This is a genomic window from Streptomyces sp. NPDC053427 (genome assembly GCF_044544985.1).
GTDB lineage: Bacteria > Actinomycetota > Actinomycetes > Streptomycetales > Streptomycetaceae > Streptomyces.
In genome coordinates this window covers 337,935-350,260 of record NZ_JBITYA010000006.1, presented here as the reverse complement: position 1 = coordinate 350,260, position 12,326 = coordinate 337,935, and the positions used below count along the sequence as shown (strand labels likewise).

Here is a 12,326-nt window from a genome sequence, read left to right as displayed (position 1 = left end):
ACCCACGGAGAAAACCGGATGAAGCGTCACCTCATCTCGGCCGCCGACCTCACGCGCGACGATGCCGTCCTGATCCTCGACACCGCCGAGGAGATGGCCCGGGTCGCCGACCGGCCGATCAAGAAACTTCCCACCCTGCGCGGGCGCACGATCTGCAACCTCTTCTTCGAGGACTCGACCCGCACCCGGATCTCCTTCGAGGCCGCCGAGAAGCGGCTCTCCGCGGACGTCATCAACTTCGCCGCCAAGGGCTCCAGCGTCTCCAAGGGCGAGTCCCTCAAGGACACTGCCCAGACCCTGGAGGCGATGGGCGTCGACGCCGTCGTCATCCGGCACGGCGCCTCCGGCGCCCCCTACCGGCTCGCCACCTCCGGCTGGATCGACGCCCCCGTCATCAATGCCGGCGACGGCACCCACCAGCACCCCACCCAGGCTCTGCTCGACGCCTTCACCATGCGGCGCCGGCTCATCGGCCCGGACGCCGGGATCGGCCAGGACCTCGCCGGGAAGCGCATCACCCTCGTCGGCGATGTGCTGCACAGCCGCGTCGCGCGCTCCAACGTCGACCTGCTGCATACCCTCGGCGCCGAGGTCACGCTCGTCGCGCCGCCCACCCTGGTGCCGGTCGGCGTGGAAACCTGGCCGTGCGCGGTGTCGTACGACCTCGACAGCGTGCTGCCGAAGTCGGACGCCGTGATGATGCTGCGGGTGCAGCGCGAGCGCATGAACGCCGCGTTCTTCCCGACCGAGCGCGAGTACTCGCGCCGCTACGGCCTGGACGGCGAGCGGATGGCGCGGATGCCCGAGCACGCCCTTGTGATGCACCCCGGCCCGATGGTCCGCGGCATGGAGATCACCGCCGAGGTCGCCGACTCCGACCGCTGCACGGTCGTCGAGCAGGTGGCCAACGGGGTGTCCATCCGCATGGCCGTCCTGTACCTGCTGCTGGGCGGCAACGAGCCGGCCGTCACCAACCCCCGTACCGAGGAGAAGTAAGACCATGAGCAAGATTCTGATCCGCGGTGCGAAGGTGCTCGGCGGGGAGCCGCAGGACGTCCTGATCGACGGGGAGCTCATCGAGGCCGTCGGCACCGGGCTCCCGGCGGACGGCGCCGAGGTCGTCGAGGCCGACGGCAAGGTGCTGCTGCCGGGGCTCGTCGATCTGCACACCCATCTGCGCGAGCCCGGCCGCGAGGACTCCGAGACCGTCCTGACCGGCACGCGGGCCGCGGCCTCCGGCGGCTACACCGCGGTGTTCGCCATGGCCAACACCTTCCCCGTCGCCGACACCGCCGGTGTCGTCGAGCAGGTCTACCGCCTCGGCCAGGAGCACGGCTACTGCGATGTGCAGCCCATCGGCGCGGTGACCGTCGGCCTGGAGGGCAGGAAGCTCGCCGAACTCGGCGCCATGCACGAGTCCGCCGCCGGGGTCACCGTCTTCTCCGACGACGGCAAGTGCGTCGACGACGCCGTGATCATGCGCCGCGCCCTGGAGTACGTGAAGGCCTTCGGCGGCGTCGTCGCGCAGCACGCCCAGGAGCCGCGGCTGACCGAGGGCGCCCAGATGAACGAGGGCATCGTCTCGGCGGAGCTCGGGCTCGGGGGATGGCCCGCGGTGGCCGAAGAATCGATCATTGCCCGGGATGTCCTGCTCGCCGAGCACGTCGGCTCCCGCGTGCACATCTGCCATCTGTCGACCGCCGGGTCCGTCGAGATCGTGCGCTGGGCCAAGTCCCGCGGGATCGACGTGACGGCCGAGGTCACCCCGCACCACCTGCTCCTGACCGACGAGATGGTGCGCACGTACAACCCCGTCTACAAGGTCAACCCGCCGCTGCGCACCGAGCGCGACGTGATGGCGCTGCGCGAGGCCCTCGCCGACGGCACGATCGACATCGTCGCCACCGACCACGCCCCGCACCCGCACGAGGACAAGGACTGCGAGTGGGCCGCGGCCGCCATGGGCATGGTGGGCCTGGAGACCGCGCTGTCCGTCGTCCAGCGGACGATGGTCGAGACCGGCCTGCTGACCTGGGCGGACGTCGCGGACCGGATGTCCTTCAAGCCCGCGGCGATCGGCCGGGCCACGGGCCATGGCCGTCCCATCTCGGCTGGTGAGCCCGCCAACCTCACGCTGGTCGATTCCGCTTACCGTGGAGAGGTGGACCCCGCGGGCTTCGCCTCGCGCAGCCGCAACACCCCCTACGAGGGCCGTGAGCTGCCGGGACGCGTCACCCACACCTTCCTGCGGGGCCGCGCAACGGTCGTCGACGGGAAGCTGGCGTGACTCCTCCACTCATCCAACTGGCCGAAGCGCAGAAGTCCGCGCCGGTCACCGACTGGGCCGCCCGGATCGGCTGGGTCGTCGGCCTGCTGGTCTTCGTGGTCTTCCTCTACTGGCTGATGCGCCAGGGCTGGAAGTGGCGCGGCACACTCCAGGGCGATCTGCCCGAGCTGTCGTCCACCCCCGACGAGCCCGGCGAGGCGCGTCTGACGCTCAGCGGCCGCTACCACGGCTCCACCACCGCCGGGCAGTGGCTCGACCGGATCGTCGCCCGCGGCCTGGGCACCCGCAGCCGCGCCGAGCTCACCCTGACCGACCAGGGCCTGGACGTCGTCCGGCCGGGCGCGCAGGACTTCTTCGTGCCCGCCGCCGCGCTGCGCGGCGCCCGCCTCGACAAGGGCATCGCGGGCAAGGTCCTCACCGAGGGCGGCCTGCTGATCGTCACCTGGGCGCACGGGGACAAGGAGATCGACTCCGGTTTCCGCTCCGACCGGGCGGCGGAGCACCCGGCCTGGGTCGAGGCCCTCACCGCACTCAGTTCCACCACCCGCACCACCGAGCACACCGAAACGGAAGGCGCACGATGACGACCTCCACCAGGGGGACCGCCAAGATCCCCGCCGTACTCGTCCTGGAGGACGGCCGCACCTTCCGCGGCCGCGCCTACGGGGCCGTGGGGGAGACCTTCGGCGAAGCGGTGTTCTCCACCGGCATGACCGGCTACCAGGAGACGCTGACCGACCCCTCGTACCACCGCCAGGTCGTCGTCATGACCGCCCCGCACATCGGCAACACCGGCGTGAACGACGAGGACCCCGAGTCGGGGCGGATCTGGGTCTCCGGCTATGTCGTCCGCGACCCCGCCCGTATCCCGTCCAACTGGCGCTCGGTGCGCTCCCTCGACGACGAGCTGGTCGCGCAGGGCGTCGTCGGCATCAGCGGCGTCGACACCCGGGCGCTGACCCGGCACCTGCGCGAGCGCGGCGCCATGCGGGTCGGCATCTTCTCCGGCGACGCGCTGCCCGACGAGGGCACCATGCTGGCCAAGGTGCGCCAGGCCCCCGAGATGCAGGGCGCGGACCTGTCCACGCAGGTCGCCACCAAGGAGTCGTACGTCGTCCCGGCCATCGGTACGAAGAAGTTCACCGTCGCCGCGATCGATCTGGGCATCAAGGGCATGACCCCGCACCGGATGGCCGAGCGCGGCATCGAGGTGCACGTCCTGCCCGCCACCGCGACCGTCGAGGACGTCTACGCGGTGAACCCGGACGGCGTGTTCTTCTCCAACGGCCCCGGCGACCCGGCCACTGCCGACCACCCCGTCTCCGTGATGCGGGGCGTGCTGGAGCGCAGGACGCCGCTGTTCGGCATCTGCTTCGGCAACCAGATCCTGGGCCGCGCGCTGGGCTTCGGCACGTACAAGCTCAAGTACGGGCACCGCGGCATCAACCAGCCGGTGCAGGACCGTACGACCGGCAAGGTCGAGGTCACCGCCCACAACCACGGATTCGCCGTCGACGCCCCCCTGGACGGGGCCTCCGACACCCCCTACGGCCGCGCAGAGGTCTCCCACGTCTGCCTCAACGACGACGTGGTGGAGGGGCTCCAGCTCCTCGACCAGCCGGCCTTCAGTGTCCAGTACCACCCCGAAGCCGCCGCGGGTCCGCACGACGCCGCGTACCTCTTCGACCGCTTCGTTTCCCTGATGGAGGGCCAGCGTGCCTAAGCGCACCGATATCCAGTCCGTCCTGGTCATCGGCTCCGGCCCGATCGTCATCGGCCAGGCCGCCGAGTTCGACTACTCCGGCACCCAGGCCTGCCGGGTCCTCAAGTCCGAGGGCCTGCGCGTCATCCTGGTGAACTCCAACCCGGCGACGATCATGACCGACCCGGAGATCGCCGACGCCACGTACGTCGAGCCGATCACCCCGGAATTCGTCGAGAAGATCATCGCCAAGGAGCGCCCCGACGCGCTCCTGCCCACCCTCGGTGGCCAGACGGCCCTGAACACCGCGATCTCGCTGCACGAGTCCGGCGCCCTCGACAAGTACGGCGTCGAGCTGATCGGCGCCAACGTCGAGGCGATCAACAAGGGCGAGGACCGCGACCTGTTCAAGGAGGTCGTCGAGGCGGTCAACCGCAAGATCGGCCACGGCGAGTCCGCCCGCTCGGTCATCTGCCACTCCATGGACGACGTCCTCAAGGGCGTCGACGAGCTCGGCGGCTACCCCGTCGTCGTCCGCCCCTCCTTCACCATGGGCGGTGCCGGCTCCGGCTTCGCGCACGACGAGGAGGAGCTGCGCCGCATCGCCGGCCAGGGCCTGACGCTCTCCCCGACCACCGAGGTGCTCCTGGAGGAGTCCATCCTCGGCTGGAAGGAGTACGAGCTGGAGCTGATGCGCGACAAGAACGACAACGTCGTGGTCGTCTGCTCCATCGAGAACTTCGACCCGATGGGCGTGCACACCGGCGACTCCATCACCGTCGCGCCGGCGATGACGCTCACCGACCGTGAGTACCAGATCCTGCGGGACATCGGCATCGCCGTGATCCGCGAGGTCGGCGTGGACACCGGCGGCTGCAACATCCAGTTCGCGGTCGACCCCGAGGACGGCCGGGTCATCGTCATCGAGATGAACCCCCGCGTCTCGCGCTCCTCCGCGCTGGCCTCCAAGGCCACGGGCTTCCCGATCGCGAAGATCGCCGCCCGGCTCGCCGTCGGCTACACCCTCGACGAGATCCCCAACGACATCACCGAGAAGACCCCGGCCTCCTTCGAGCCGACCCTCGACTACGTCGTCGTCAAGGTGCCCCGCTTCGCCTTCGAGAAGTTCCCGGCCGCCGACGCCACCCTCACCACGACCATGAAGTCGGTCGGCGAGGCGATGGCCATCGGCCGTAACTTCCCCGAGGCGATGAACAAGGCGCTGCGCTCGCTGGAGAAGAAGGGCAGCCAGTTCGACTTCGTCGGCGGGCCGGGCGACAAGGCCGAGCTGCTGATCAAGGCGCAGGTCCCCACCGACGGCCGGATCAACACCGTCATGCAGGCCATCCGGGCGGGCGCCACCCCGCAGGAGGTCTTCGACGCCACGAAGATCGACCCCTGGTTCGTCGACCAGCTCTTCCTCATCAAGGAGATCGCCGACGAGGTCGCGGCGGCCGAGAAGCTCCACCCGGAGATCCTTGCGGAAGCAAAGCGCTACGGCTTCTCCGACGCCCAGATCGCGGCCATCCGCGGCCTGCGCGAGGACGTCGTCCGCGAGGTCCGGCACGCCCTCGGCGTCCGCCCGGTCTACAAGACGGTCGACACCTGCGCCGCCGAGTTCGCCGCGAAGACCCCGTACTTCTACTCGTCCTACGACGAGGAGACCGAGGTCGCGCCGCGCGAGAAGCCGGCCGTGATCATCCTCGGCTCCGGCCCCAACCGCATCGGCCAGGGCATCGAGTTCGACTACTCCTGCGTCCACGCCTCGTTCGCGCTCAGCGACGCCGGCTACGAGACCGTGATGGTCAACTGCAACCCCGAGACCGTCTCGACGGACTACGACACCTCCGACCGCCTGTACTTCGAGCCGCTCACCCTCGAGGACGTGCTGGAGATCGTGCACGCCGAGCAGCAGGCGGGCCCGGTCGCGGGCGTCATCGTCCAGCTCGGCGGCCAGACCCCGCTGGGTCTGGCGCAGGCGCTCAAGGACAACGGCGTGCCGATCGTCGGCACCTCGCCCGAGGCCATCGACCTCGCCGAGGAGCGCGGCGCCTTCGGCCGCGTCCTGACCGAGGCCGGACTGCCCGCCCCCAAGTACGGCACCGCCTTCTCCTTCGACGAGGCCAAGTCCATCGCCGCCGAGATCGGCTACCCGGTCATGGTCCGCCCGTCCTACGTGCTCGGCGGCCGCGGCATGGAGATCGTCTACGACGAGCCGTCGCTGGGCGGGTACCTGGAGCGGCACGCGGGCCTGATCTCCGAGCACCCGGTCCTCATCGACCGCTTCCTCGACGACGCCATAGAGATCGACGTCGACGCGCTCTACGACGGCCACGAGCTCTACCTCGGCGGCGTCATGGAGCACATCGAGGAGGCCGGTATCCACTCCGGCGACTCCGCCTGCGCGCTGCCCCCGATCACCCTCGGCGGCTACGACATCAAGCGGCTGCGCGCCTCGACGGAGGCCATCGCCAAGGGCGTCGGCGTCCGCGGCCTGATCAACATCCAGTTCGCGATGGCCGGCGACATCCTCTACGTCCTGGAGGCCAACCCGCGCGCCTCCCGTACGGTGCCCTTCACCTCGAAGGCCACCGCCGTGCCGCTGGCCAAGGCCGCCGCCCGGATCTCGCTGGGCGCCACCATCGCCGAGCTGCGCGCCGAGGGCATGCTCCCCAAGACCGGCGACGGCGGCACCCTGCCGCTGGACGCGCCGATCTCCGTCAAGGAAGCCGTCATGCCCTGGTCGCGGTTCCGCGACATCCACGGCCGCGGCGTGGACACCGTCCTCGGCCCGGAGATGCGCTCCACCGGCGAGGTCATGGGCATCGACTCGGTCTTCGGCACCGCCTACGCCAAGTCCCAGACCGGCGCCTACGGTGCGCTGCCCACCAAGGGCCGCGCGTTCGTCTCCGTCGCCAACCGCGACAAGCGCTCGATGATCTTCCCGGCCCGCGAGCTGGTCGCGCACGGCTTCGAGCTGCTGGCCACCTCCGGCACCGCCGAGGTGCTGCGCCGCAACGGCATCAACGCCACCGTGGTGCGCAAGCAGTCCGAGGGCGAGGGCCCCGACGGCGAGAAGACCATCGTCCAGCTGATCCACGACGGCCAGGTCGACCTGATCGTCAACACGCCGTACGGCACCGGCGGCCGCCTCGACGGCTACGACATCCGCACCGCGTCCGTCGCCCGCGGCATCCCGTGCCTGACCACGGTCCAGGCGCTGGCCGCCGCCGTGCAGGGCATCGAGGCGATGTCCCGCGGCGACGTCGGCGTGCGTTCCCTCCAGGAACACGCACAGCAGCTCACCGCGGCCCGCGAGGAGTAGGGACCGGGAGGGGGACACCGAAACGGTGTCCCCCTCTTCGTGAGCCCCCTCAGTACCTCTTCACCGCGGAAGGCCTCCGATGTACCGCCTCTTCTTCCACCTGATCTTCAAGCGCATGGATCCCGAGCAGGCCCACCACCTGGCCTTCCGCTGGATCCAGCTGGCCGTGCGCGTCCCCGTGCTGCGCACCTTCGTCGCCGCCGCGCTCGCCCCCCGCCACAAGGAGCTGCGCACCGAGGCGCTCGGCCGCCGGATGCACGGCCCGTTCGGCCTGGCCGCCGGCTTCGACAAGAACGCCGTCGCCATCGACGGCATGACGATGCTCGGCTTCGACCATGTCGAGATCGGCACCGTCACCGCCCAGGCCCAGCCCGGCAACCCCAAGAAGCGCCTCTTCCGGCTCGTCGCCGACCGCGCGCTGATCAACCGCATGGGCTTCAACAACGAGGGCTCGGCGTCCGTCGCGGCCCGCCTGGCGGCCCGTAACCCGGTCTTCCCGACCACCGTCGGCGTCAACATCGGCAAGACCAAGGTCGTCCCGGAGGCCGAGGCGACCGCCGACTACGTCACCTCCACCGAGCGCCTCGCCGGCCACGCCGACTACCTGGTGGTCAACGTCTCCTCCCCGAACACCCCGGGACTGCGCAACCTCCAGGCCGTCGACCACCTGCGCCCGCTGCTGACCGCCGTGCGCGAGGCCGCCGACCGTACGGTCACCGACCGCCGCGTCCCGCTGCTGGTCAAGATCGCCCCGGACCTGGCCGACGCGGACGTCGACGCGGTCGCCGACCTCGCCGTCGAGCTGGGCCTGGACGGCATCATCGCCACCAACACCACCATCGCCCGCGAGGGCCTCGGCCTGACCTCCGACCCGCAGCTGATCGCCGAGACCGGCGGCCTCTCCGGCGCCCCCGTCAAGGAGCGCTCCCTGGAGGTCCTGCGCCGCCTGTACGCCCGCGTGGGCGACCGGATCACCCTCATCGGGGTCGGCGGCATCACCACCGCCGAGGACGCCTGGCAGCGCATCCTCGCCGGCGCCACCCTCGTCCAGGGCTACAGCGCCTTCATCTACGAGGGACCGTTCTGGTGCCGCGCCCTCCACAAGGGCCTCGCCGCACGCCTGCGCAACAGCCCGTACGCCACCCTCGCCGAGGCCGTCGGCGCCTCCGTCCGAGAGGAGAAGAACGCAGCATGACTGTCACTTCCGCCCCCTTCGGCGCCCGGCTGCGCCATGCCATGGACACCCGGGGCCCGCTCTGCGTCGGCATCGACCCGCACGCCTCGCTGCTGGCCGACTGGGGCCTGAACGACGACGTGGCGGGCCTGGCCCGGTTCACCCGCACCGTCGTGGAGGCGCTCGGCGAGCAGGTCGCGGTCTTCAAGCCGCAGTCCGCGTTCTTCGAGCGCTTCGGCTCGCGCGGCATCGCCGTCCTGGAGACCGCCGTCGAGGAGGCCCGCGAGCGCGGTGCCCTGGTCCTGATGGACGCCAAGCGCGGCGACATCGGCTCGACCATGGCCGCGTACGCCGAGACCTACCTGCGCAAGGACTCGCCGCTCTTCTCCGACGCGCTCACCGTCTCCCCGTACCTCGGCTACGGCTCGCTGAAGCCGGCCGTGGACCTGGCCCGCGAGAACGGCGCCGGGCTCTTCGTCCTCGCCCTGACCTCCAACCCGGAGGGCGCGGAGGTCCAGCGGGCGGTGCGCGAGGACGGCCGCACCCTCGCCGCGACGATGCTCGGCCACCTCGCCGAGGAGAACGCCGGCGCGGAGCCGCTGGGCTCCTTCGGCGCGGTCGTCGGCGCCACCCTCGGCGATCTCTCCTCGTTCGATCTGGCGGTCAACGGCCCGTTGCTGGCCCCCGGCATCGGAGCCCAGGGCGCCACCCCCGCCGATCTCCCGACGGTCTTCGGTGACGCCGTGCGCAATGTGGTCCCCAGCGTCAGCCGCGGCGTCCTGCGGCACGGCCCGGACGCCGCAGCTCTGCGCGACGCGGCGCTCCGATTCGCCGACGAAGTGCGGACCGCGGTCTCTTAAGAGCCCTTCGGCAGGTGATTTGGTCCCGAATTGTCCCGGTCAGCAGAGTCTGACCAGGACTTTTCGTCTGTTCTCGCTGACTCTGGCGCGATCGGCCGCTAGTCTCCGTCGAGAGCACTGCACGTAAGCGCGTTGCTCGTTGCTCCGCAGGTGCGGGGCGACTAGGTTCCACACCGGTCCGATATCCGACAGTTCGACATCCGAGGTGACGTAGGCGTGGCTCTTCCGCCCCTTACCCCTGAACAGCGCGCAGCCGCGCTCGAGAAGGCCGCCGCGGCTCGCCGGGAGCGCGCCGAGGTCAAGAATCGGCTCAAGCACTCCGGTGCCTCCCTCCATGAGGTCATCAAGCAGGGCCAGGAGAACGACGTCATCGGCAAGATGAAGGTCTCCGCCCTCCTCGAGTCCCTGCCAGGCGTCGGCAAGGTCCGCGCCAAGCAGATCATGGAGCGGCTCGGGATCTCCGAGAGCCGCCGCGTACGGGGTCTTGGCTCCAACCAGATCGCTTCGTTGGAGCGTGAGTTCGGCAGCACCGCTTCCTGAATTTTCCGGCATGGCCCGGAAGCTGGAATAATCGCTGCATGAGTTCTGCAGTCTCCCGGGGGGAGACCCCCGTACCCCCGGTCAGACAACCGCGACTGACCGTGCTCTCCGGCCCCTCGGGGGTCGGTAAGAGCACGGTCGTCGCGCATCTGCGCAAGGTCCATCCCGAGGTCTGGCTCTCGGTTTCGGCCACTACCCGCAAGCCGCGCCCCGGGGAGCGGCACGGTGTCCAGTACTTCTTCGTCGAGGACGAGGAGTTCGACAAGCTCATCGCCAACGGCGAACTGCTGGAATGGGCCGAATTCGCCGGTCACCGCTACGGCACGCCGCGCAAGGCGGTCATGGACCGTCTCGAGGCCGGGGAGCCGGTCCTGCTCGAGATCGATCTCCAGGGCGCCCGTCAGGTCCGCGAGTCCATGGAGGAGGCCCTGCTGGTCTTCCTGGCCCCGCCGAGCTGGGACGAGCTGGTCCGCCGGCTCACCGGCCGGGGCACCGAGGCGCCCGAGGTCATCGAGCGCCGACTGACGGCCGCCAAGGTCGAACTGGCCGCGGAGAAGGAATTCGATGTGACCCTCGTCAACACCTCCGTCGAGGCGGTCAGCCGTGAGCTGCTAGCCTTGATGCTGGATCGATCTGGGGACCGGAACATCAGCGGCTGACCCCGCGGAGGTATCCGGCGGATCCCCGGACGTCACATCTTTGCGTTTTATGCTTCACCCCCGCTTCATCCCCTTCGGAAGGCAGAGAGTGTCCTCTTCCATCACCGCACCCGAGGGCATCATCAACCCGCCAATTGATGAGCTTCTCGAGGCCACCGACTCGAAGTACAGCCTTGTGATCTACGCCGCAAAGCGCGCGCGCCAGATCAACGCGTACTACTCGCAGCTCGGCGAGGGCCTGCTTGAGTACGTCGGTCCGCTCGTCGACACGCACGTCCACGAGAAGCCCCTGTCGATCGCGCTGCGCGAGATCAACGCGGGCCTGCTGACCTCCGAGGCCATCGAGGGCCCGGCCCAGTAAGCGGCACCACACCTCACCAAGGGCCCGGCGGGACGCTCCCCCAGCTAACGCTGGGAGGTGCCCCCAGCCGGGCCCTTGGTGTGTCATAGGGGCATACGTACGGACCACGTACCGGCCACGTACCGGACCGGTTGTCTTGGGGAGCGGCGAAACGATGGACACACAGGAGCGGGGTCAGGAGCGGGCGCGGCCCAGGGTCGTCCTCGGTGTCAGCGGCGGGATCGCCGCGTACAAGGCGTGCGAGCTGCTGCGGCGGCTCACCGAGTCCGGGCACGACGTACGGGTGGTGCCGACCACCGCGTCGCTCCACTTCGTCGGGGAGGCCACCTGGTCGGCGCTGTCCGGCAACCCGGCCACCACCGAGGTCTGGGAGACCGTCCACGAGGTCCCGCACGTGCGCATCGGGCAGGGCGCCGACCTCGTCGTGGTCGCCCCCGCCACCGCCGACCTGCTGGCCAAGGCCGCCCACGGCCTCGCCGACGACCTGCTGACGAACACCCTCCTCACCGCCCGCTGTCCGGTGGTCTTCGCCCCCGCGATGCACACCGAGATGTGGGAGAACCCCGCCACCCAGGAGAACGTCGCCACCCTCCGCCGCCGCGGCGCCCTCGTCATCGAGCCCGCGGTCGGCCGCCTGACCGGCGTCGACACAGGCAAGGGCCGTTTCCCCGACCCCGCGGAGATCTTCGACGTCTGCCGCCGCGTCCTGGCCCGCGGCGCGCAGGCCCTCGTCCAGGACCTCGCGGGCCGCCACGTCGTGGTGACCGCCGGCGGCACCCGCGAGCCCCTGGACCCCGTCCGCTATCTGGGCAACCGCTCCTCCGGCAAGCAGGGCTACGCCCTCGCCCGCATCGCGGCCGCCCGCGGCGCCCGGGTCACCCTCGTCGCGGGCAACACCGAGCTGCCCGACCCGGCCGGTGTGGACGTCCTCCGCATCGGTACGGCCTGCCAGCTCCGCGAGGCCGTACTGAAGGCCGCCGCGGACGCCGACGCGGTGGTCATGGCCGCCGCCGTGGCCGATTTCCGGCCCGCCGTCTATACCACCGGCAAGATCAAGAAGATCGACGGCGAGGAGCCGGAACCGGTCAACCTGGTGCGTAATCCGGACATCCTCGCCGAGATCTCCGCGGAGCGGGCCCGTCCCGGGCAGGTGGTCGTGGGCTTCGCCGCCGAGACCGACGACGTGCTCGCCAACGGCCGCGCCAAGCTCGCCCGCAAGGGCTGTGACCTGCTGGTCGTCAATGAGGTCGGCGAGCACAAGGCCTTCGGCTCGGCCGAGAACGAGGCGGTGATCCTCGCCCCGGACGGCGCCGAGACCCCGGTGCCGCACGGCCCGAAGGAAGCCCTGGCCGAAACCCTCTGGGACCTTGTCGCCCCCCGGCTCGCCGGGCTCGCCCCCGAGGGTCCCAGGTAGCCTC

At 70.5% G+C, this 12,326-nt stretch carries 11 protein-coding genes; all 11 read left to right on the top strand.

The window, feature by feature from the left end; all coding sequences use genetic code 11:
• Window positions 1-18 precede the first annotated feature (18 nt).
• Window positions 19-996, top strand: coding sequence for an aspartate carbamoyltransferase catalytic subunit (locus tag ACIGWZ_RS19005; RefSeq protein WP_400066019.1), 978 nt, complete (start codon window positions 19-21; stop codon window positions 994-996).
• A gap of 4 nt (window positions 997-1,000) precedes the next feature.
• Entirely contained in the window at window positions 1,001-2,287 is a 1,287-nt protein-coding gene (locus ACIGWZ_RS19000) for a dihydroorotase (RefSeq protein WP_400066017.1), read from the top strand.
• Window positions 2,284-2,871: a hypothetical protein gene (locus ACIGWZ_RS18995; protein WP_400066015.1), complete on the top strand. Its 588-nt coding sequence runs from the start codon at window positions 2,284-2,286 to the stop codon at window positions 2,869-2,871. The genes ACIGWZ_RS19000 and ACIGWZ_RS18995 overlap by 4 nt, the downstream gene beginning before the upstream one ends.
• Window positions 2,868-4,010, top strand: coding sequence for a glutamine-hydrolyzing carbamoyl-phosphate synthase small subunit (carA, locus tag ACIGWZ_RS18990; protein ID WP_400066013.1), 1,143 nt, complete (start codon window positions 2,868-2,870; stop codon window positions 4,008-4,010). Before ACIGWZ_RS18995 ends, carA begins: the two co-directional genes overlap by 4 nt.
• On the top strand, window positions 4,003-7,314 hold the full coding sequence (gene carB, locus ACIGWZ_RS18985) for a carbamoyl-phosphate synthase large subunit (RefSeq protein WP_400066011.1): 3,312 nt from the start codon (window positions 4,003-4,005) through the stop codon (window positions 7,312-7,314). The genes carA and carB overlap by 8 nt, the downstream gene beginning before the upstream one ends.
• Window positions 7,315-7,393: 79 nt before the next feature.
• Window positions 7,394-8,509 carry a quinone-dependent dihydroorotate dehydrogenase gene (locus ACIGWZ_RS18980; protein ID WP_400066009.1) on the top strand — a complete coding sequence of 372 codons (1,116 nt, stop codon included), beginning with the start codon at window positions 7,394-7,396 and terminating at the stop codon, window positions 8,507-8,509.
• Window positions 8,506-9,348 (top strand): orotidine-5'-phosphate decarboxylase, encoded by an 843-nt coding sequence (pyrF, locus tag ACIGWZ_RS18975; RefSeq protein WP_400066006.1) that lies wholly within the window; start codon window positions 8,506-8,508, stop codon window positions 9,346-9,348. Before ACIGWZ_RS18980 ends, pyrF begins: the two co-directional genes overlap by 4 nt.
• 216 nt (window positions 9,349-9,564) lie before the next feature.
• Window positions 9,565-9,888: an integration host factor gene (locus tag ACIGWZ_RS18970; RefSeq protein ID WP_006607450.1), complete on the top strand. Its 324-nt coding sequence runs from the start codon at window positions 9,565-9,567 to the stop codon at window positions 9,886-9,888.
• A gap of 38 nt (window positions 9,889-9,926) precedes the next feature.
• Window positions 9,927-10,547 carry a guanylate kinase gene (gene gmk / locus ACIGWZ_RS18965; RefSeq protein ID WP_400066004.1) on the top strand — a complete coding sequence of 207 codons (621 nt, stop codon included), beginning with the start codon at window positions 9,927-9,929 and terminating at the stop codon, window positions 10,545-10,547.
• Between the two features lie 88 nt (window positions 10,548-10,635).
• Window positions 10,636-10,908: a DNA-directed RNA polymerase subunit omega gene (gene rpoZ / locus ACIGWZ_RS18960; RefSeq protein WP_005319902.1), complete on the top strand. Its 273-nt coding sequence runs from the start codon at window positions 10,636-10,638 to the stop codon at window positions 10,906-10,908.
• Between the two features lie 154 nt (window positions 10,909-11,062).
• Window positions 11,063-12,322: a bifunctional phosphopantothenoylcysteine decarboxylase/phosphopantothenate--cysteine ligase CoaBC gene (coaBC, locus tag ACIGWZ_RS18955; RefSeq protein WP_400066002.1), complete on the top strand. Its 1,260-nt coding sequence runs from the start codon at window positions 11,063-11,065 to the stop codon at window positions 12,320-12,322.
• Window positions 12,323-12,326 lie beyond the last annotated feature (4 nt).